Source organism: Actinomadura sp. GC306, assembly GCF_004348665.1.
Taxonomy (GTDB): Bacteria; Actinomycetota; Actinomycetes; order Streptosporangiales; family Streptosporangiaceae; genus Spirillospora.
On sequence record NZ_SMKM01000008.1, the window covers coordinates 42,969 to 63,546 of the forward strand.

Genomic DNA, 20,578 nt, shown 5'->3' on the forward strand with positions numbered 1-20,578 from the left:
ACTTTCCGCGATCGCCTCAACACTCTGAGCGGTCATGTGCACCACCCTTGCACAAGTGCGCGCTCTGGTCCGGGCAACAGCCTAAGCCAGGCATGTTCAGTGGGGGTCGGGGGCTTCGCCTCGGGTGCGGAGGAGGGTTCTCAGCTCGGTGAGCTGGCGGGCGGCCAGGGCCTTCTCGGTGCCGTTGATGCCCATCGCGCTGATGGAGGTGCCGTCGGCCAGGTCGAGGGTGGGCCAGGGCTCGCCCTGCGACATGGAGACGTCCAGGACCTCGGGCCATTCGAGGGTGCGGGTGCGGAAGGCGTTGACGACCGTGATGCCGCCCTCGTCGGCGACGACGCGGCAGCGGGCGAGCATGTGCAGGACCCACGCGACGAAGGCGCCGAACGCGACGATGAGGATGCGGTCGAGCAGCTTGAACTGGGGCGCCACCACCACGGCGAGCACGATCAGGGCGACCATGATCACGCCCGCCGTGGTGTAGGCGACGATCCGGGTGACGCGGGGACGCCACACGGTCGGGAGCGCCGGGGTCTCAGTCAACGATCTTCGCGATGGGGATCTCGAGGATGTCGTGCGCGCCGGCCGCCTTCAGTGCCGGGATCAGCCGGTTGACGCCGCGCTTGGCGACGACGGACTCCACGGCGTGCGAGTCGCCGCCCGCCAGGGACGTGACCGTGGGCGAGGACAGCGACGGCATGATCTCCAGGACGTTCCGCAGGTCGGCCTGGGCGACGTTCAGCTTCAGCAGGACCTTGCCGCGCGCGCGGATCGCGCCCTGCAGCAGCAGGGAGATGTCCTCCATCGCGGCGCGCTTCTCCGGGTCCTCGTAGGCCGCGCGGTTGGCGACCAGCTCGGTGTAGCTGGTCAGGAGCGTGTCGAGGATGCGCAGGCCGTTCTTGCGCAGGGACGAGCCGGTCTCGGTGAGGTCGACGATCGCGTCCACGATGTCGGGGACCTTCGCCTCCGTCGCGCCGTAGGACGGGACGACCGTGGCCTTCACGCCGTGCTTGTCGAGGAACCGCTTGGTCAGGGCCGGGAACTCGGTGGAGATCCGGACGCCCTCCGGCAGGTCGGACACCTTTTGCCACGGCGCGCCGTCCGGCACCGCCATGATCACCCGGACCGGGTTCGACGTCGCCTTGGAGTACTGCAGCTCGCCGAGGCTCGCGACGTCGGCGTCGGTCTCGGTGATCCAGTCGCGGCCGGTGATGCCGAGGTCGAACAGCCCCTGCTCGATGTAGGTCGGGATCTCCTGCGGGCGCAGGACCCGCACCCGGTCGATGCGCGGGTCGTCGATGGAGGCGCGGTAGTCGCGGTCCGACGAGCGCTGGACGGTGAGGTCGGCGGCGTCGAACAGCTGGATCGTCGCCTTCTCCAGCGACCCCTTGGGCAGGACGAGTGACAGCACGGAATTGCCTTTCGATGAGATGGAAGTGCGAGGGCCCGGAGGCTCAGAAGCTCGAATGCGGTCGTTGCGGACCTACATATGCCTCTGGTCGCTCCCGGCGTGACCGTGATGCCGCAGACCTCGCAGGGTCAGTGCCGTGTCGAGTGCGGCCACCGTCGCCTCCCATCCCTTGTCCTCGGAGCTGCCGGGCAGCCCGCTGCGTTCCAGTGCCTGCTCAATGGTGTCACACGTGAGTACCCCGTTGCCCACCGGAGTGGCCTCGTCCAGCGCGACGCGGGTCACACCCGCGGTGACCGAGTCGCAGACGTAGTCGAAGTGCGCGGTCGCGCCGCGGATCACCGCGCCGAGGCAGACGACGGCGTCCAGGTCGCGGGCGAGCTGCTGCGCGATCACCGGCAGCTCCAGCGCGCCCGCGACGCGGACCACGACGGGCTGGTCGATCCCGCACGACTTGGCGGCGGCGAGCGCGCGGTCGAGGAGCTGGTCGGTGATGCGCGCGTGCCACCGCGTGCAGACGATGCCGAGCGTGACGCCGGCGGCGTCGACCGTGCTCGCCTCCGGGCGTCCCGCGCCGCTCATGACAGTCCCTCGATCCGGTGTCCGAGACGGTCGCGCTTGACCGTCAGGTAGCGCCGGTTGTGCTCGGTGACGATGACGGGCATCGGCACGCGGCCCCGCACGTCCAGGCCGAAGCCGTCCAGGCCCTTGAGCTTGGCGGGGTTGTTGGTCAGCACCCTGACCGAGCGTACGCCGAGGTCGCGCAGCATGTGGGCCGCGTTGGAGTACTCGCGCGCGTCGGCGGGGAGCCCGAGTTCGAGGTTGGCGTCGACGGTGTCGGACCCGTTGTCCTGCAGCGCGTACGCCTGCAACTTGGCGAGCAGGCCGATGCCGCGTCCCTCGTGGCCGCGCAGGTAGAGGACGACGCCGCGCCCCTCTTCCGCGATGCGCTCCATGGCGGCGTCGAGCTGGGTGCCGCAGTCGCAGCGCTCGGAGTGCAGGACGTCGCCGGTGAGGCACTCCGAATGGGCGCGGATCAGCACGTCCTCGCCGTCGCCGAGGTCGCCGAGCACCATCGCGACGTGCTCGCCGCCGTCGATCGCGCTGGAGAACCCGACCGCGCGCCACTGCCCGTACCGGTTGGGCAGGCGCGTCTCCACCACGCGGGTGACCATCGCCTCGGTGCGCCGGCGGTAGTCGGCGAGCTGCTCGATCGAGATGAGCTTGAGCCCGTGCTCCTTGGCGAAGACCTGCAGTTCCGGCAGGCGCGCCATGGTGCCGTCCTCGTTGACGACCTCGGCGAGGACGCCCGCGGGGGTGAGCCCGGCCATCCTGGCGAGGTCGACGGCCGCCTCGGTGTGCCCGCGCCGGCGCAGCACGCCGCCCTCGCGGTAGCGCAGCGGGAAGATGTGGCCCGGCCGGACGAGGTCGCGCGGCTCCGACGCCGAGTCGCTCAGGGTCCGGATCGTGCGGGCCCGGTCGGCGGCGGAGATCCCGGTGGTGATGCCGAGCCGCGCGTCCACGCTGACCGTGTACGCGGTGCGCATGCGCTCGGTGTTCTGCGCCGTCATGAGGGGGATCTGCAGGCGGTCGAGGTCGGCGCCCTCCATCGGGACGCAGATGACGCCGCTGGTGTAGCGGATCGTGAACGTCAGCAGCTCGGGCGTCGCCTTCGCCGCGGCGAAGATGATGTCGCCCTCGTTCTCGCGGTCCTCGTCGTCGACGACCACGACGGGACGCCCCGCCGCGATGTCGGCGAGCGCCGATTCGATGGAGTCGAAGATGCCCGTCTCGCCGAGCCCCGTGTCGCCGAGCCCCGTGTCGCCGAGCGCTGTCTCGCCGGCGCTTCCGTTGCCGCTCATGCGGTCACCGCCTTCCGCCCGGGGGCGTGCGTGGCCCGGACGTCCCCGGGCCGCTGGTCGAACCTGATCGTCGGGATGGGGTTCCGCCGGGTCATGAGCGGTCTCCCAGCATGCGCTCGACGTACTTGGCGACGACGTCCACTTCGAGGTTCACCGGGTCGCCGGGCTCCTTGTGGCCGAGCGTCGTCAGCGCGAGCGTCGTCGGGATGAGGGCGATGCTGAAGCGGTCGGCGCCGGCCTCCACGACGGTGAGGCTGATGCCGTCCACGGTGATCGAGCCCTTGGCCACGATGTAGCGCGCGAGGTCGGGCGGGAGGGACACCGTGACCACGTCCCACCGCTCCCCCGGCTCGCGGGAGATGATCGTGCCGACGCCGTCCACGTGGCCCTGGACGAGGTGGCCGCCGAGCCGGTCGGAGAGCCGCAGCGGGCGTTCGAGGTTGACCTTGGAGCCGGGTGCCAGCGCGCCGAGGCCGGACTTGTCGAGGGTCTCCTTGATGACGTCGGCGGTGAAGACCTCGTCCTTGACGTCCACGACGGTGAGGCAGACGCCGTTGACGGCGATCGACGCGCCGTGCACGGCGTCCTGCGTGACGAGCGGCCCGCGGACCGCGAGCGTGACCGAATCCCCCTGGGGTTCGACCCCCACGATCTCGCCGAGTTCCTCGACGATGCCGGTGAACATCCTCCCGGGCCTCCTTGGTCAAAGGCTCCGGGGACGTCCATACATCGGCGCACGCCCAGGTCAGGGACGTGCCGCGCGCTGCCTCCCATCCGGACTTTGACCGTCGGTCCCGGAGTTCCACCGGGTCAACCGGCCGATGGCTTCGGCCGGGTCGCGGACTGTAACCGCCGGTTCGGAATTTCACCGACCCCGGAGCACGCGTTCATGCTTTGCCGTCCAGTGTGCCATGCCGTCCAGACCCGCCCGGTGTGACCATCGCCACGAAATCTCCGGTTTGCCGGCGAATCCCCCCGTTCATTCAACGTTCAACGATCTTGGACGTGGGGTAGATCACGGGACAAAAGTGACGCATGACGACAATCTCGCAGGAGGCAGTCATGGACGTCGTCGCCCTCATCGCCCGCATCGTCTTCACGGCGATCTTCATCGGAGCCGGCATCGGTCATCTGACCGCCACCGCCGCCATGGCCGGGTACGCGGAGGCTAAGAAGCTCCCGCAGCCGAAGCTCGCCGTCCAGGTCTCGGGCGTCTACATCATCGTGGCCTCGGCCATGCTGATCCTCGGCATCTGGCCCGACCTCGCCGCGCTGGCCCTCGTGCCGTTCCTGCTCATCACGGCGTTCATGTTCCACGACTTCTGGAAGCAGGAGTCCCCGGAGATGCGCCAGCAGGAGCAGCTCCAGTTCCTCAAGGACCTCTCCCTGGCCGGCGGCGCCCTGGCCCTCTTCGTCCTCTACGCCTCGGAGTCCCACCCCGGCCTGAACCTCGTCGGCCCCCTCTTCGGCTGACCCGCACGCCGCCGCACCGCCGGCTCCTCCCGGCGGCGCGGCGGGCCGCCCTCCGCCCCGGAACACTCCCCGACGGGTCGGCGGCTCGGAGTTCGGGCTCGGCCCCGCGAAGGCCGAGGGTCAGGTTGCGGCGAGGTGCAGGGCGCCGGGGGCGGCCTTCACCCGGGTCAGGTCGTCGACGGTGTGATGGGCCGCCGTCAGTGACTCCGGCGGGTGGCTGGTGAGGACCGCCAGGACGGTCGCACCGGAAGCGCGGCCCGCGGCGATGCCCGCGGGGGCGTCTTCGATGACCACGCATCGGGCGGGGTCCACACCGAGATGTCCGGCCGCCTGCAGGTAGCCGGACGGGTCCGGTTTGCCGTTCCGGACGTCATCGGCGGTGACCACCACGGGCGGGAGCGGTACGCCGGCGGCCTCGGTGCGAAGCTCCAGTTGCGACCGGCCCATCGAGGTGACGAAGGCGCAGGGCAGGCCGTTCATGCCCGCCAGGAGCTCCACGGCGCCGGGCAGGGCGGTGATTCCGTCCGTGCCGGTGGCCTCCAGGGCGTCGAGGCGTGCGGCGGCCTCCCCTACGCGCTCGGGTGGGAGGAAGTCGGCCACGCGGTCGGCGGTCCGGCGCCCGTGGGCGTCGGACAGGAACTCGTCCGGGTCGATGCCGTATTCACCGGCCCATTCGCGGGCCGCGCGTTCGACGAGGGGCGTCGAGTCGACGAGGGTGCCATCCACGTCGAACAGGACGGCGGCGCAGGGGAGGATCACCAGTCCGCCTTGGTCGTGGCCTCCTCGGCCTGGGCGCGGAGCCTGCGGACGGCCTCGGCGGGGTCGTCGGCTCCGTAGACGGCGTTGCCCGCGACGAAGACGTCGGCGCCGGCCTCGGCGCAGCGTTCGATGGTCTCGGTGCTGACGCCGCCGTCGACCTGGAGCCAGACGGGGAGGTCGCGGCCCTTGATGAGCTCGCGGGCGCGGCGGACCTTCGGCAGGACGACGTCGAGGAACTTCTGGCCCCCGAAGCCGGGCTCGACGGTCATCAGGAGCAGCATGTCGATCTCGCCGAGGATGTCCTCGAAACCCTCGACTGGGGTGGCGGGGTTGACGCCCAGGCCCGCGCGCGCGCCCGCTGCGCGGATGGCGCGCAGAGTGCGGATCGGGGCCTTCGCCGCCTCGGCGTGGATGGTGACGCTCTTCGCGCCCGCCTCCGCGTACTCGGGAGCCCAGCGGTCCGGGTCTTCGATCATCAGGTGGCAGTCGAGGGGCAGCGCGCTGTGCTCCAGCAGCGCCTGGACGACCGGCAGCCCCAACGTGAGGTTGGGGACGAAGTGGTTGTCCATGACGTCGACGTGGACCCAGTCGGCGGAGTCGGCGATGCGCGCGATCTCGTCGGCCAGGCGGGCGAAGTCCGCGGACAGGATGCTGGGTGCGATCTGAGGAGCCATGATGATCCGAGTCTATTGGCGCAGTTCCGGCTGTCCTTCACCCGGCCGGGTGAGAGCGGGGGTGGGGCGGGCGGCCAGGCGGAGGCGGACGAAGGCTTCCGGTGCGCCCGCCGTGACCCACAGGCCGAGCGCCGCCTGGACGGCGAACACCGCGAGCAGCCCGGACGCGTCCAGCAGGAGCTCGGGCAGGTAGAGGACGCCGGCGCCGGCCACGGCGACGGCGATCCGCGCCAGGAGCTGCCACGGCCGTCCGCGAGGGTCGAACCAGCCGCGGGCCGCCAGGATGGACAGTCCCGCCAGGACGCCGCACAGCCCGCCCGCAGCGCGCGCCGAGTCCATGAGCGTGATGGGTTCGGTGTCGCCTCCGGCCTCCCTGATCTCCTGCGCCCAGCCGTGCGGCCACCGCCAGCCTTCGAGCGGCTGTATCGCCGCCCACGCCGCGCCCAGGAACAGCAGGGAGAGCCCTAGGGCGAGCGCTAGTTGCACGCTCAGGGGGTGCCTTGTCCACCACGAGACGACGTACGGCTCCACGAGGAGGGCGACCACCAGCAGGGTCAGGCCGATGCCCCAGCCGCCCAGGACCTGCCCCACCGAGTGGACTCCGAGCTGGACGCGGGAGACCCCGATCAGCACGACGAGCACCGCGGCGGCCGCCCACAGGGTCCGGCGCCGGGTCAGGGTGGCGGCGAATCCCCAGCCGATCGCGGCGCTCTGCGCATGGCCCGAGGGCATGCCGAACGACGAGTACGCCTGTTCGCCTTCGATCGTGGGGTTCGTCCAGTAGGGCCGGGGGTCGTGGAAGACGAACTTGAGGATCGTGTTGAGGTATCCGCCGATCAGCAGGAGTACGGCGGCCCGTGCCGCCACTCGCGGGGCCGCGCACCAGAACAGGATGAGGAGGACCGGTACGTAGAAGCCCGAGCTGCCCAGGAACGACACGGCGTGCCAGAAGCCGGTCAGCACGGGCCCCCCAAGCGGTCAGGTGCGCCGCAGCAACGCCAGGAACATCGCGTCCGTCCCGTGGCGGTGCGGCCAGAACTGGGCGTAAGGGCCGTTCCCCAATCCGCTCAGGTCATGCGCCAGTGACGCCAGGACGGACGGCGCGTCGAGGCGTTCCACGTCGTCGCGCTTGCGCAGGACGTCGTCCACCACCACCCGGGTCTCGGCGATGTGGGGCGAGCAGGTGACGTAGGCGACCACGCCGCCGGGCCGGACGGCGTCCAGGGCCGAGGCGAGCAGCCCCCGCTGGAGCGGGCCGAGTTCGGCGACCGACTCGGGGCCGCGCCGCCAGCGGGCCTCAGGGCGGCGGCGGAGCGCGCCGAGGCCGGTGCAGGGCGCGTCCACCATGACCCGGTCGAAGGACCCGGGACGCCAGGCGGGCACGGTGCCGTCCGCGGCGATCACCCCGGCACGGTCGTCGACCGCGCGGAGGACGAGCCCGGCCCGGTGCGGCTGGACGTCGGCCGCCAGGAGCCGCGCACCCCGCTGGGTCGCAAGGCCGGAAAGCAGGCCCGCCTTGCCGCCGGGGCCCGCGCACAGGTCCGCCCAGCGCGCGTCTCGGCCGTCCAAGGGGGCATCGGCCAAGGCCAGGGCGACCATCTGGCTCGCCTCGTCCTGGACGGCGGCGCGCCCGTCACGGACGGCCGCGATGTCCGCCGGGTCCCCTTCGGCCAAGATGGCGGCGTAGGGCGAGTACGGCGCGGGCTTGGCGCCCGCGTCGTGCAGCTCCTGCACAGTGGCCCGGCCTGGGCGTGCGACGAGGGTGACGCGCGGACGGTCGTTGTCGGCGGCGAGCAGATCCTCGATCTCGGCGGCGCCGGCGGCGTCCCGCAGAGCGGACACGATCCACTTGGGATGGCTGTGCGCGATCGACAGGCGGGTCGTCGTGTCGGCGTCGGCGGGCGCCACGATCGCCAGCCACGCGTCCAGGTCGCGGCCGGCGACCTTGCGGAGCACCGCGTTGGCGAACTTGGCCTGGCCGGGGCCGGACACCGACCGCGCCAGCTCGACCGTGGTCGCGACCGCGGCGTGCGACGGGATGCGGGTGCCGAGGACCTGGTGCGCGCCGAGGCGCAGGACGTCCAGGAGCGGCGCGTCGATGCGGCGCAGTTCGCGGTCGCTGCACAGCGCCAGCACCGCGTCGTAGGTGCCGCGGCCGCGCAGCGTGCCGTAGGTCAGCTCGGTGGCGAGGGCGGCGTCGCGTCCGCTGAGCCCGCGGTCCCGCAGTTTGGAGGGCAGCAGCAGGTTGGCGTAGGCGTCGCGCGTCTCGACGGCGCGGATGACGTCGAACGCGGTGCGGCGGACGAGGTCCTGCGGGCGGCCCGTCTTGCGGGGCCCGCCGGGCCTGCGGTTCTGGGTGTGGCGGCGGTTGCGTGCGGGCGGCATCAGTGCAGCGCGTCCTTGCCGGTCAGGTCGAGCCCGCGTGCCCAGTCGGCGGCGCTCATGCGGCGCTTCCCTTGCGGCTGGACCTCGCCCAGGGCGACCGGGTGCGTGGCCGTCCCCACCAGGACCTCGTTCTTGGCGGCATTCATCTCACCCGGCGGGAGCCTGTCGGTGTCGGGCTTGAGGCAGACCGGCCCCAGCTTGACCCGCATGTCGCGGAACTCCGTCCACGCGCCGGGGGCGGGGGTGCAGGCGCGGATGAGGCGGTCGATGTGCAGGGCGGGATTGTTCCAGTCGACGCGGGCGTCCTCGGGCGTGAGCTTCGCCGCGTGGGACACGCCCTCGGCGGGCTGCGGCCGGGGCTCCAGGAGGCCCTGCTCGATGCCGTTCATCGTGTCCAGCAGGAGGGCGGCCCCGGCGACGGCCAGCCGGCCCAGCAGGTCACCGGTCGTGTCGTCGGGCCGGATCGGTTCGGTGAGGACGCCGTAGACGGGACCCGTGTCCAGGTCCTCCTCGATCTGGAACGTCGCCGCGCCGGTCATGTCGTCGCCGTGCAGGATCGCCCGCTGGACGGGAGCGGCACCGCGCCACGCGGGCAGCAGCGAGAAGTGCAGGTTCACCCAGCCGTGGCGCGGGATGTCCAGGGCCTCGCGGGGCAGCAGCGCCCCGTAGGCGACGACCGGGCAGCAGTCGGGCGCGATCTCCCGGAGCCGGTCGAGGAACTCGGGGTCGCGGGCCTTGGCGGGCTTCAGCACCTCGACGCCCGCCTCGGCGGCGAACGCACCGACCGGGCTGGCGCTCAGGCGGCGCCCACGGCCCGCGCGCCCGTCCGGCCGGGTCACGACCGCGGCGACCTCGTGCGAGGACTCCAGCAGCGCTCTCAGCGACGGCAGCGCGGTCTCGGGGGTGCCGGCGAAGACGAGCCGCACCTAGATCGCCTTCCCGAACGTCCGGTGCGGCGACTCCTTGACGACGGGGACCGGGTCGCCGAACCACTCGGCCTCCCGGATCGCCTTCATCGCGGCCTTGCGCTGCTCGGGGTCCATCCGGTCGATGAAGATGATGCCGTCGAGGTGGTCGGTCTCGTGCTGGACGCAGCGGGCCAGCAGGTGCGTGCCCTCCAGCGTGATCGGCTCCCCGTGCATGTTGAAGCCCTTCGCCACGGCGCGGACGGCGCGCGGCGTGGGGAAGGCGAGACCGGGCAGGGACAGGCAGCCCTCGTCGTCGGTCTCCTGCTCGTCCGACAGGTCCAGGGTGGGGTTGACCACGTGGCCCAGCCGGTCGTCGACGTAGTAGGTGAACACCCGCAGCCCGACGCCGAGCTGCGGCGCGGCGAGGCCCGCGCCGGGCGCGTCGACCATCGTGTCGGTGAGGTCCTTGACGAGCTGCCGCAGCTCCTTGTCGAAGTCCTTCACCGGCTCCGCGGGCGTGCGCAGCACGGGGTCACCGAAAAGGCGGATGGGCTTGACGGCCAACGAAGGCTCCGTTTCCTACGAGACTCCCCGGGGGTTCCTGCGGCCGGGGTTCCTGCGGTTCGTGCACGGCGGGATGCTCCGTCCGGCTGCCCAGTCTACGGAGCCCGGCCCAGAACATTCACACGCGAACATCCATGCGCTGAACATCCACGCGCTGAAAGCTCACACGCGCCGGCCCGCCCCCTGCGCGGACGAACGCGCCTTGTAGGCGGCGGTACGGGCCGCCTTGGCGGTCGCCTTGTCGGGGTGGTGGGCGCCCAGGGCCTCCAGGACGTCGGCCACACCAGGATGGTCGGTGCGCCACAACTCCTCGACCATCGTCTCCATCTCCGTCCCCGGCGGGGTGTCGAGAAGCGCCGCCTCGACCGCCTCCTCCGGTTCGGCGGTCTCCAGCATCCCGGCGACGGTGTCGACGAACACCCAGAGGTACTCCTCGCGGGCCAGCTCCCGTCCCGACGGGTCGCCCGCGGCGTTGAGCCAGAGCACGGCGTAGGGCGAGACCAGCGGATGCTCCTGCGCGGCGCGGACCACGGCGGCGGCCTCCGGGCCGACGCGGTGCAGGACCGCCGCCGCCAGGTTGCGCGCACCCGGGCCTCCGGTGCGCATGACGTCCAGGAGGTCGGCGGCGGCGTCCTTGGGGTCCTGGCCGGCCAGCCAGCCCTCGATCTCCTCGTCCGCGGCCTCGGGCCGGTACCAGGTGAGGCCGGCGATGAGCTCGGAGGCCCTGGCGTCGGCCAGCCCGCCGACGACCGGCGCGGTGAACCCGTCCGCGACCAGCAGCTCCCGCACGGCCCATACGCCCAGCGGGGTCAGTTCACACCCCTCACCGGCCTCCTGGTCACCGGCCTTCTGGACGACGCCCCACTCCTCAAGGGTCGCCAGCTCAAGGTGGAAGGCGTCCGACACGAGCGCAGGCATCCCGTCGGCGTCGGAGAGGTCGTACGCCTCCTCGACGTGGTCGAGCAGCGCACCGAGGAGGGTCTCGGCCTCGGTCGGCTCCTCCTGCTCGTACAGGTGGATGAGGACGCCGGTCATCTCGTTCTGCACGAGCTCCACCGCGTCCAGGCCGTCCACGTAGTCGTGACCGGGCACCGCGAGCGCGTCGAACAGCGGCAGCCAGGCGCCGAGCAGGGTCGCGTCATCGGCGGACCGGAGTCCGTCCAGGGCGGGGCCCGGGCCGGCCCTACCGTCATCGGCCGTGATCACCTCGGCCTCCACGGCGGCCCACCAGAACCGCTCCAGTTCGCCCGAGTCCTCCATCTGCCCGTGGCGTCGCGGGGTCTCCAGGCCGAGCGCGGCCGCGGCGGCCTCCGCGTCGGCCTCGGTGAGCGTGTCGTGCTCGGTGAGGTCCCGCTCGCCCGTCCAGTCGGCGAGGGCGAGGGCGAACGACGTCAGCCGGGAGCGGCGCACGGCCTCCGCCAGCTCCGCCTCAGGCGCGAGCCGCACCGGCGGGACGACCAGCTCCTCGACCTGGCGCAGGTAGCCCTCGGTGCGCGCGTAGCGCTCATCGTCGGGGAGCGCCTCGAAGTCGCGGATCCACGCCTCGACCGCGTCCTGGTCGTCGAGGGAGACCCCGTCGGCCTGCATCAGCCCGCCGATGACCTCCGCGGCGGCCTGCCGCTCCTCGCTGTCCACCGAGGCGACGAGCTCCTCGAACTCGGGGCCGATCCGGTCGATCTCGGCCTCCAGGGCGGCGGCCTCGTCCGCGGTGACGGCCTTGGTGTCGCCCAGGTACGCGGCGATCCTCCGCAGGACGTCCAGGATCGTGGGGACGTCCTCGCGCCCGGCGACCACGGACTCGGGGAACACGTTCAGCAGGAGCTCGCGCAGCAGCTCCGGAGTCAGCGCTTCGGGGCCGGTCAGGCCCATCTCCTTGTGCGCGAGGTCGAGCAGGATCCGAGCTCCCGGCTCGTCCAGCGCCTTGCCGTGTTCGTCCGCCCACCGCCGCAGGTCGCCCACGGTGGTCTCCACCCAGTTGTCGGCCACCCGAGAACCCTATTGGTCAGATCAACTCCAGGGGGTCGATCTGGACTCGTACGGTCTCCGTGGCTTTTCGCGCACTGCGTACGCCCTGCGCCTCCTTGAGCGAACGCGCCAGGGCGACCCCCGCGGCCCGGGGCACGCGGACCAGCGCGCGCTCCTTCTCCTGGGCCTCGGCGGGCGCCTGCGGGCCGGGAGCCTGCGGCACGGGAACCGGACCGAGGACCTCCGCGCCGTCGGGCAGCCGGGCATCGGCCAGCAGGTCCCGGATGGCCGCGGGCGTCCCGGTCAGCGACGCCATCCGCGCCGCGGGCGGGAAACCGACCTCCCGGCGCTCGGCGAGCTCCCGCTCGGCGTAGGTGACCGGGTCCCACCGGACGAGGGCCTGGACGGCGGGCAGCGTCCCTTCCGCGGCCACCACGACCGGGCCCAGGGGGCGCACGAGCGCCGCCGCGTTCATCCAGCGGCGCAGCGCCTCCTCACCGGCGCGCAGGTCGGGCCGCCCGAGCAGCACCCAGCCGTCCAGCAGCAGCGCTGCCCGGTAGCCGTCCTCCGCGGGCGGTTCCGCGCCGGGCGTGGCCACCACCAGGGCCCGTTCGGGGCCGACCCGGTCGAGGATCGCGTCGCGGCCGGACGTGCGCACCGGCACCCCGGGGAACGCCCTGCCGAGCTCCTCCGCCGTGCGCTTGGCGCCCACCACCACGGCGCGCACCTGGAAGAAGCCGCACTCGGGGCAGCGCCAGTCGCCCGCGATGCGCCCGCACCACCGGCAGTGCGGGGCGGCATGGGACGACGGCAGCGACAGCGGCCCCTGGCAGGCCGCGCACTGGGCCGGAGTACGGCAGCGCCCGCACGCGATGCCCGGTACGTAGCCGCGCCTCGGCACCTGCACCAGGACGGGCCCGTCCTGCAGCGCCTGCCGCGCGGCCTCGAACGCGACGTTCGGCAGGCGCGCGGTACGGGCGGCGGCGTCCCGGGCGAGCTGGGCGTCCTCGCCGACGTAGCGGACGCGGGGCATCGCCGTCCGGATGCGCGGCCGGTCCGCCGCGAGGGCGTGCGCCCAGCCGGTCTCGACGAGCTGGGTCGCGTCGGTGGTCCTCGTGTACCCGCCGATCAGCGCCGCCGCGCCCGTCCGGTGGGCGCGCAGGGCGAGGACCTCGCGCGGGTGCGGGTAGGGCGCGTGCGGCTCGGCGTGGACGTCGTCGCCGTCGTCCCACAGCACGACCAGGCCGAGGTCGGCGACGGGCGCGAACATGGCGGCGCGCGTGCCCACCACCGCCCGCGCGGATCCGCGCCGGACGGCCAGCCACCTGCGGTAGCGCTCCGCCGGGCCGAGTTCGGCCGTCAGCGCGACGTGCCGCCCCTCCCCCAGCTCCGCCTCCAGCGCGGCGTCCATCCGCGCCACGTCGCGGCCATCGGCCACGACGACGAGTGCGCCGCGCCCGCTCCGCAGAGTCACGGCGACGGCGCGCGCTATGGCGGCCGTCCAGCCGGGCCCGGGCAGGGCAGTCCACACCGCACGGGGCGCCCTGCCGCCGGCCAGGGCGCTCAGGAACGAGGCCCCCGCGGGGTACTCGCTCCACACGCCGATGTCCGCCGCGCCGTCATCGCCGGACGGTTCCGTCTCCTCGCCCGGGTCGGTCGCGGGTTCCGCCTCCACACGGGCATGCCGCGGCGGGACGGCGAGGCGGAGCACGTCCGCGAACGTCCCCGCGTACCGGTCGGCCACCTCCCGCACCAGCGCCGCGACCTCCGGGGTCAGGACGGGCTCGGACGAGGTGACCCGCTCCAGGTACAGCAGCTTCCCGTCGTGGCCGCTCTCGGCGACCCGCTCCAGCAGGAACCCGTCGACGAGCTGACCCGCGAAACGCACCCGCACGCGGCATCCGGGCACGGCCTTGGCGTCCAGGTCGGCCGGGACCAGGTAGTCGAAGGGCCGGTCCAGGTGCGGCAGGGACATGTCGACCGCGATCCGCGCGACGGGCAGCTCTCCGGCGGGCCGCCGCGCCCCCTTCTTCGCGCCCTTCCCCGGCTTGCCGGACTTGGACGACCCGGAAGGTCTGCGCGGCGCCTCCGCGGGGCGCTCCGGCAGATCGCCCAGCCCCGGGATGAGGTCCGTCCCCCCGCCGTCCTTCGCCACGCCCCCGTCCTACCAGATCGGCCCGACAGCCGGCATCGGCCCGGCGGCCGGCCTCGCACGCTAGGGTTGACCCGTTCGGACGGGGTGCGCATCCGCCGGTCCATTGCCCGATGCCTCCCGCGCCCTAGCCGCCCGACGAGCCCGTGCAGGCGACGACAAGCAGGCGATGACGACACCGCATACCCGAGAGCGGGCGGACGCCCCTGCCCTGCAGGGTCCGGCACGCCGCTCCCCCGCCCGCGCTCCGCGGCGTAAGCGGGTGAACCTGCGCCACCCCGTGGTGGCCGCCACGTTCACCTCGGCCGTCCTCCACCTGGTCTGGGCGCTGTACCTGGCGACGGAGGGCGGTGACCTCGCGGCGCAGGCCGCGTGGACGGACTTCGTCTGGAAGCACCCCGACACCGCGTACAGCTTCGCCTGGTACGGCGGGATGCACCCGGTCTCCTACAGCGTCCTGTCCCCGCACCTCATGGCGCTGTTCGGCATCCGCACGGTCGCCGTGGTGACCGGCACGGTCTCGGCGGCGCTCACCGCGTACCTCCTGCGGCGGTTCAAGGCGCCCGTGGCGCTGCCGGCCTCGCTCTGGGCCGCGTTCGCGCTGGCGTGCAACGCCGCGTCCGGCCGGACCACGTTCGGGCTGGGCCTCATGTTCGCGCTCATGGCCACGGCCGTCGCGTTCACGAGCCGCGGGACGCCCGGCCCGCGCGCGGCGGGGATGGCCGGCCTCAGCCTCCTCGCGTCGCTGGCGAGCCCCGTCGCGGGCCTGTTCCTCCTCGTGCTCGCCGCCGCGCTCTTCCTGACCGGACGCCGCCGCGCCGGGGTCTGCCTCGCCGCCGGGCTGCCCGTCGTCGTGGGCACGACGAGCCTGCTGTTCCCCTTCGACGGCATCCAGCCGATCTCGTTCACCGCCATCGTCCTGCCCGCCGTCACCAGCGTGATCGCCGTGCTGGCGTGCGCGCCGAAGAACTGGACCCTCGTCCGGGTCGGCGCGGGCGTGTACCTGGCCGGGATCGTGCTGACGTGGCTGATCCCGTCCCCCGTCGGCAGCAACGTCGAACGGCTCTCGCTGCTGTTCGGAGGGATGTTCCTCATCTCCGCCGTCGCGCGCGCGCACGGCCGCCTGCGGATCGCCGTGCTGTCCCTCGCGTTCATCGTCACCGCGTCCTGGCAGGTCGTGAAGCCCGTCGACGACCTCATCCACACCGAACCCGCCGACGAGGCCGCCGCGCACGCCAGCGGCCTCATCACCGAGCTGACCAGCCTCGGCGCGGACAAGGGGCGCATCGAGGTCGTCCCGCTGCGCTCCCACTGGGAGTCGGCCGGGATGACCCGCCACTTCACCCTCGCGCGCGGCTGGAACCGCCAGGTCGACGCCGAACGCCACGCACTGTTCTACGAGGAGGGCGCGCTGACGTCCGACTCCTACCGCGACTGGCTGAACAAGTGGGCGGTGCAGTACGTCGTCCTGCCCGAGCAGGAGAACGACTGGGCCGCGCGGGACGAGGCCGCGCTCGTCGCGGAGGGCCAGCCGTACCTGACGGAGATCTGGCACGACGAGCACTGGCGCCTGTACCGCGTCCTGCGCGCGACGCCCCTCGTCGACCGCCCGGCGTCCGTCCACAAACTCGACGCGGGCGAGCTCGTCGTCGACATGCCGTCCGGCGGCTCCGTCCTGGTGCGCGCCTACTGGTCGCCCTGGCTGCGGGTGACGGGCGGGGAGGCGTGCCTGTCGCGCGCGGGCGAGTTCATCCGGCTGCAGGTCGGCGAGCCCGGCCGCTACACCATCGGCGCCCGCTACGGCCTCCGCCGCGGCGACCACTGCGCTCCTTGACCCGCCTGCCACCGCCACGCGTCGGAAGAGCCCCGGGAACAACGTCCCCGGGGCTCTTCCGCGTGCGGGCGGGCGGGCGTCAGAGGCCGGCGGCGGAGGCCAGCGCCTCGGCGCGGTCCGTCGACTCCCAGGAGAAGTCGGGCTCGCTGCGGCCGAAGTGGCCGTAGGCGGCCGTCTGCTGGTAGATCGGGCGGAGCAGGTCCAGGTCGCGGACGATCGCGGCCGGGCGCAGGTCGAACACCTCGAAGATCGCCTTCTGGATCTTCTCCGGGTCGACGTTCTCGGTGCCGAAGGTCTCCACGAACACCCCGACCGGGTGGGCCTTGCCGATCGCGTAGGCGACCTGCACCTCGGCGCGGCGGGCGAGCCGCGCGGCGACGATGTTCTTGGCGACCCAGCGCATCGCGTACGCGGCGGACCGGTCGACCTTGGACGGGTCCTTGCCGGAGAACGCGCCGCCGCCGTGCCGCGCCATGCCGCCGTAGGTGTCGACGATGATCTTGCGGCCGGTGAGCCCGGCGTCGCCCATCGGGCCGCCGATCTCGAAGCGGCCGGTCGGGTTGACCAGCAGCCGGTAGCCCTCGGTCTCCAGCTCGAACCCGGCGAGCACCGGGTCGACGACGTGCTCCTTGATGTCGGGGGTGAGCAGTTCCTTCAGGTCGATGTCGGGGGCGTGCTGGCTGGACACGACGACGGTGTCGAGGCGGACGCCGCGGTCGCCGTCGTACTCGATGGTGACCTGGGTCTTGCCGTCGGGACGCAGGTAGGGGACGTCGCCGCTCTTGCGGACCGCCGACAGCCGGTGCGCGAGCCGGTGCGCGAGCGTGATCGGCAGCGGCATCAGGTCGGGCGACTCGTCGGTGGCGTAGCCGAACATCAGCCCCTGGTCGCCGGCGCCCTGCCGGTCCAGCTCGTCGACGCCCTCGCCCTCGCGGGCCTCGTAGGCGGCGTCGACGCCCTGCGCGATGTCGGGCGACTGGGCGCCGATGGACACCGACACACCGCAGGAGTGGCCGTCGAAGCCCTTCTTCGACGAGTCGTAGCCGATCTCCAGGATCTTCTCGCGGATCACGCCCGGGATGTCGACGTAGGTCTCGGTGGTGACCTCACCGGCGACGTGGACCTGACCGGTCGTGATCATCGTTTCGACGGCGACCCGGCTCTTCGGGTCGTCCTTGAGCATCGAGTCGAGGATCGCGTCGCTGATCTGGTCCGCGATCTTGTCCGGGTGTCCTTCGGTGACGGACTCGGAGGTGAACAGGCGGCGAGGCACGTACGTGAACTCCTTGCAGCGGCTGCTGACTGTCGTCGCAGGGACGGATGTCTTGTCGAGTTCGGCAGGGGACCCCGCCCCCCGCCGGGTTTCCCACGGTGTCGTTTCGGAGTCTAGCGGGAACGGCGGACGGCACAGCGGCCGCCGGGCGGCGGGCGTCAGTCGGCCGGCGGGGGGACGAGCCGGTCGGCGACGTGGTCCCAGACGACCTCGGCGAGCGCCTCCTTGGCTCCGCGCGGCACCTCGGTCTGCGCGCCGTCCGCGCCGAGGATCACCGCGGCGTTGTCGGGCCGCCCGAACGCGAGGTTCTCGCCGACCTGGTTGACGACGAGCAGGTCGCAGCGCTTGCGGGCGAGCTTGGCGCGGCCGTTCTCCAGGACGTCGTCGGTCTCGGCCGCGAACCCCACGATCACCTGCCCGGGGCGGCGCTTCTCGCCGAGCTCGGCCAGGATGTCGGGGTTCTGCACCAGCCGGATCGGCTCCGGCTCGCCCCCCTCGGCCTTCTTGATCTTGGAGCCGCGGTAGCCGGCCGGCCGGAAGTCGGCGACGGCCGCGGCCATCACGACCGCGTCGGCGGTGCCGGCGGCCTTCAGGACGGCCTCGCGCATGTCCTCCGCCGACCCGACGGGCACGATCTCGGCCCCGGCCGGGTCGGGCAGGGCGACGTTGGCGGACACGAGCGTGACGCGGGCGCCGCGGGCGGCGGCAGTACGGGCGAGCGCGTAGCCCTGCAGCCCGGACGAGCGGTTCCCGAGGAACCGGACCGGGTCGAGGGATTCGCGGGTGCCGCCGGCCGAGACGACGACGTGCCGCCCGGCGAGGTCGCGGCCGTCCGCGCCGCGCGCCAGGACGTGCCGGGCGACCTCGAACAGCTCGGCGGGCTCGGGCAGCCGGCCGGGGCCGGTGTCCTTGCCGGTGAGGCGGCCGGAGGCCGGTTCGACGACGACGGCGCCGCGCTCGCGCAGCGTCGCCACGTTCGCCTGGGTCGCGGGGTGCTCCCACATCTCGGTGTGCATCGCGGGGGCGAAGACGACCGGGCAGCGGGCGGTGAGCAGGGTGTTGGTGAGCAGGTCGTCGGCCAGCCCGGCGGCGGCACGGGCGAGCAGGTCCGCGGTGGCGGGGGCGACGAACACGAGGTCGGCGTGCTGCCCGAGCCGGACGTGCGGGACCTCGGCGACGCCGTCCCACACCCCGGTCGAGACCGGTTTCCCCGACAGCGCGGCCCAGGTGGGCTCGCCGACGAAGCGCAGCGCGTCCTCGGTCGGGACGACGGTGACGTCGTGGCCCGACTCGGTGAGCCGCCGGAGCAGTTCGCACGCCTTGTACGCGGCGATGCCGGCGCTCACACCGAGCACGACGCGCGGCTTGGGGGAGGTCATGCCGCCCACTGTGCCATCAGGCGCCCGGCGGGCGCCCGCCGGGGTCGCACGGGCGCTCAGCCCTCGATGGGCTCGGCGTTCAGGAGGCCCTCGCGCGTCTCGCGGAGCGCGATCGACAGGGGCTTCTCCTGGACCTGCGTCTCGACGAGCGGGCCGACGTACTCCAGCAGGCCCTCGCCCAGCTGGGCGTAGTAGGCGTTGATCTGCCGGGCGCGCTTGGCCGCGATGCTCACGAGGCCGTACTTGGTGTCGACGACTTCGAGGAGCTCGTCGATCGACGGGTTGGTGATGCCCTCATTGCTGACTGCCACTCGGTGGCCTTCCCTAGATCTCGCCTGTTGGTTCCCCGCCCGCCGGGCACGGCGGGCGCCACTAGTGAACAGCCATCAAGGCTAGCAGCTCATCGCACACGTCCTGGACGGACGTGTTGACGAGCGTGACGTCGAACTCCTTCTCGGCGGCGAGTTCCACGCGGGCGGCCGCGAGGCGGCGCTCGACGACGTCGGGGGGCTCGGTGCCGCGGCCGGTCAGCCGGCGGACGAGCTCCTCCCAGCTGGGCGGCGCGAGGAACACCAGCCGCGCCTCGGGCATCGTACTGCGCACCTGCCGGGCGCCCTGGAGGTCGATCTCCAGCAGGACCGGCTCGCCGCGCTCCAGGCGCTCCTCGACGGGCCGCCGCGGGGTCCCGTAGCGGTTGCCCGCGAACTCGGCCCATTCGAGGAGCTCCCCCTCGTCGACGAGCCGGTCGAAACCGGCGTCGTCGACGAAGAAGTACTGCACACCGTGGGTCTCACCCGGCCGGGGGGGCCGGGTGGTCACCGAGACCGACAGCCACACCCGGGGGTGCGCTCGCCGGATCTCGGCGACGACCGTGCTCTTGCCGACGCCCGACGGTCCCGACAGGACCGTCAGGCGCCGCGAGAGCGGGCCATGCTGTTCGGAGCCGTCCGGCGCTGCGTCGAACATTCTCATCCGGCCCGTCCGGGGACGTGCCCCCCGCGGGGGGCGGCCGGTGAGGGGAGTCGTTCGGCGCGGGCGCCGGAACCGGACGGGATGGTGCCGGTCACGGGTCGCCCCGGACCGGCCGCGGCGGCATGGCCGCAGCGCCCGTCCGTGAGTCGCGCGTCAGCGGTTCGCACTTCCGCCGAACTCACGCTCCAGGGAGGCGCGCTGGTTGGCGCCGAGGCCCCGCACACGGCGGGACTCGGCGATGCCCAGGCGCTCCATGATCTGCTTCGCACGGACCTTGCCCACACCGGGCAGCGATTCGAGGAGCGCCGACACCTTCATCTTCCCGATGACGTCGTCGGACTGACCCTCTTTGAGAACCTCGGCGAGCGAGGTTCCCCCGTGCTTCAGCTTGTTCTTAACCTCGGCCCGCTCCTTGCGAGCCTTGGCAGCCTTCTCAAGGGCTGCGGCGCGCTGTTCGGGGGTTAGGGGCGGAAGAGCCACGCCGGGTCACCTCAGGTTTCCACTCGACGGAGTCGGACGGGTTGGGAAACTAGCGAGTTCACCGCCCATTAGGCAACGTGAAGTGCCGTTTAGCCCGCCACAAATTCATGAATATCACTCCCCGGAGTGTCCTGAATACAGAGTGTACCCAATCGGGGCCCCTCGGCCGCCCATCCCGGCGCCTTGCTGGGACTTTCGCATGATCGTGAAAATCCCCCCTTTCCGACCCCATACGCGGCACTCGGTACCGATTTGCGGGTGGACCTCGGAGGGGCGCCGCCGTGCCGTTCGGAGCCTTCGCGGACCGTCCGCGGGCCCCGCGGACGCGGCCTGTGAGGTCCCCCACAAGTGATCCCGACCGAGTGACGCTCGTCACGCCGCGCCGTTCCGCACGTCGCGCCGGGAGGGTTACTGTCATCCTCGACAACACCCCCGCCTCCAAGATCGCGCAACTCCCGGAGGGCACCGCCACCGCCCCAGCTCCCCCGCC

Annotated in this window: 20 protein-coding genes and 1 riboswitch; of the genes, 2 read left to right on the top strand and 18 right to left on the bottom strand. The window is 72.8% G+C overall.

All coding sequences use genetic code 11. The features are described 5' to 3' along the window. Window positions 1-96: 96 nt before the first annotated feature. From E1200_RS02450 to E1200_RS02470, 5 genes are all read right to left on the bottom strand, one after another. Window positions 97-543: a PH domain-containing protein gene (locus tag E1200_RS02450; RefSeq protein ID WP_243708299.1), complete on the bottom strand. Its 447-nt coding sequence runs from the start codon at window positions 541-543 to the stop codon at window positions 97-99. After that, entirely contained in the window at window positions 536-1,411 is an 876-nt protein-coding gene (gene hisG / locus E1200_RS02455) for an ATP phosphoribosyltransferase (protein WP_131950103.1), read from the bottom strand. The genes E1200_RS02450 and hisG overlap by 8 nt, the downstream gene beginning before the upstream one ends. A gap of 72 nt (window positions 1,412-1,483) precedes the next feature. Further along, window positions 1,484-1,990 carry a 6,7-dimethyl-8-ribityllumazine synthase gene (gene ribH, locus E1200_RS02460; protein WP_131950104.1) on the bottom strand — a complete coding sequence of 169 codons (507 nt, stop codon included), beginning with the start codon at window positions 1,988-1,990 and terminating at the stop codon, window positions 1,484-1,486. After that, window positions 1,987-3,270, bottom strand: coding sequence for a bifunctional 3,4-dihydroxy-2-butanone-4-phosphate synthase/GTP cyclohydrolase II (locus tag E1200_RS02465; RefSeq protein ID WP_131950105.1), 1,284 nt, complete (start codon window positions 3,268-3,270; stop codon window positions 1,987-1,989). Before E1200_RS02465 ends, ribH begins: the two co-directional genes overlap by 4 nt. Before the next feature lie 91 nt (window positions 3,271-3,361). After that, on the bottom strand, window positions 3,362-3,955 hold the full coding sequence (locus tag E1200_RS02470; protein WP_131950106.1) for a riboflavin synthase: 594 nt from the start codon (window positions 3,953-3,955) through the stop codon (window positions 3,362-3,364). A 71-nt stretch (window positions 3,956-4,026) separates the two neighbouring features. Further along, window positions 4,027-4,157: riboswitch (FMN riboswitch) on the bottom strand. A gap of 175 nt (window positions 4,158-4,332) precedes the next feature. On the opposite strand from E1200_RS02470, the gene E1200_RS02475 reads away from it, so the two are divergent. Continuing rightward, entirely contained in the window at window positions 4,333-4,743 is a 411-nt protein-coding gene (locus E1200_RS02475) for a DoxX family protein (RefSeq protein WP_131950107.1), read from the top strand. Between the two features lie 120 nt (window positions 4,744-4,863). Here the strand turns inward: E1200_RS02475 and E1200_RS02480 are convergent, their stop codons facing one another. The 8 genes from E1200_RS02480 to E1200_RS02515 all read right to left on the bottom strand — a co-directional run bounded on the left by E1200_RS02480 (window position 4,864) and on the right by E1200_RS02515 (window position 14,153). Next, a complete protein-coding gene (locus tag E1200_RS02480) occupies window positions 4,864-5,502 on the bottom strand; it encodes an HAD-IA family hydrolase (protein WP_131950108.1) in 639 nt (212 codons plus the stop codon). Then, entirely contained in the window at window positions 5,499-6,176 is a 678-nt protein-coding gene (rpe, locus tag E1200_RS02485; protein ID WP_131950109.1) for a ribulose-phosphate 3-epimerase, read from the bottom strand. Before rpe ends, E1200_RS02480 begins: the two co-directional genes overlap by 4 nt. Before the next feature lie 12 nt (window positions 6,177-6,188). Continuing rightward, window positions 6,189-7,139, bottom strand: coding sequence for a phosphatase PAP2 family protein (locus tag E1200_RS02490; RefSeq protein ID WP_131950110.1), 951 nt, complete (start codon window positions 7,137-7,139; stop codon window positions 6,189-6,191). 15 nt (window positions 7,140-7,154) lie between these two features. Further along, window positions 7,155-8,561 (bottom strand): transcription antitermination factor NusB, encoded by a 1,407-nt coding sequence (locus tag E1200_RS02495; RefSeq protein WP_131950111.1) that lies wholly within the window; start codon window positions 8,559-8,561, stop codon window positions 7,155-7,157. Then, window positions 8,561-9,487, bottom strand: a complete 927-nt coding sequence (fmt, locus tag E1200_RS02500; protein ID WP_131950112.1) for a methionyl-tRNA formyltransferase — start codon at window positions 9,485-9,487, stop codon at window positions 8,561-8,563. Before fmt ends, E1200_RS02495 begins: the two co-directional genes overlap by 1 nt. Further along, on the bottom strand, window positions 9,488-10,033 hold the full coding sequence (gene def, locus E1200_RS02505; RefSeq protein WP_131950113.1) for a peptide deformylase: 546 nt from the start codon (window positions 10,031-10,033) through the stop codon (window positions 9,488-9,490). 162 nt (window positions 10,034-10,195) lie between these two features. Next, window positions 10,196-12,019, bottom strand: a complete 1,824-nt coding sequence (locus E1200_RS02510) for a hypothetical protein (RefSeq protein WP_131950114.1) — start codon at window positions 12,017-12,019, stop codon at window positions 10,196-10,198. Window positions 12,020-12,035: 16 nt separating this feature from the next. Continuing rightward, complete coding sequence (locus tag E1200_RS02515; protein ID WP_131950115.1) at window positions 12,036-14,153, bottom strand: primosomal protein N'; 2,118 nt, start codon at window positions 14,151-14,153, stop codon at window positions 12,036-12,038. A 259-nt stretch (window positions 14,154-14,412) separates the two neighbouring features. Between E1200_RS02515 and E1200_RS02520 the strand changes: the two genes are divergently transcribed. After that, window positions 14,413-15,984 carry an MFS transporter gene (locus E1200_RS02520; protein ID WP_243708300.1) on the top strand — a complete coding sequence of 524 codons (1,572 nt, stop codon included), beginning with the start codon at window positions 14,413-14,415 and terminating at the stop codon, window positions 15,982-15,984. Window positions 15,985-16,063: 79 nt separating this feature from the next. On the opposite strand, the gene metK is transcribed toward E1200_RS02520, so the two are convergent. The 5 genes from metK to mihF form a co-directional block, all read right to left on the bottom strand. Further along, window positions 16,064-17,257, bottom strand: a complete 1,194-nt coding sequence (metK, locus tag E1200_RS02525) for a methionine adenosyltransferase (protein WP_131950116.1) — start codon at window positions 17,255-17,257, stop codon at window positions 16,064-16,066. Between the two features lie 158 nt (window positions 17,258-17,415). Next, window positions 17,416-18,636 (bottom strand): bifunctional phosphopantothenoylcysteine decarboxylase/phosphopantothenate--cysteine ligase CoaBC, encoded by a 1,221-nt coding sequence (coaBC, locus tag E1200_RS02530; protein WP_131950117.1) that lies wholly within the window; start codon window positions 18,634-18,636, stop codon window positions 17,416-17,418. Window positions 18,637-18,692: 56 nt separating this feature from the next. Beyond that, window positions 18,693-18,947, bottom strand: a complete 255-nt coding sequence (gene rpoZ / locus E1200_RS02535) for a DNA-directed RNA polymerase subunit omega (protein ID WP_131950118.1) — start codon at window positions 18,945-18,947, stop codon at window positions 18,693-18,695. 61 nt (window positions 18,948-19,008) lie between these two features. Beyond that, complete coding sequence (gene gmk / locus E1200_RS02540; RefSeq protein ID WP_131950119.1) at window positions 19,009-19,602, bottom strand: guanylate kinase; 594 nt, start codon at window positions 19,600-19,602, stop codon at window positions 19,009-19,011. A 159-nt stretch (window positions 19,603-19,761) separates the two neighbouring features. Then, window positions 19,762-20,088: an integration host factor, actinobacterial type gene (gene mihF / locus E1200_RS02545; protein WP_021597647.1), complete on the bottom strand. Its 327-nt coding sequence runs from the start codon at window positions 20,086-20,088 to the stop codon at window positions 19,762-19,764. Between the last annotated feature and the right edge of the window lie 490 nt (window positions 20,089-20,578).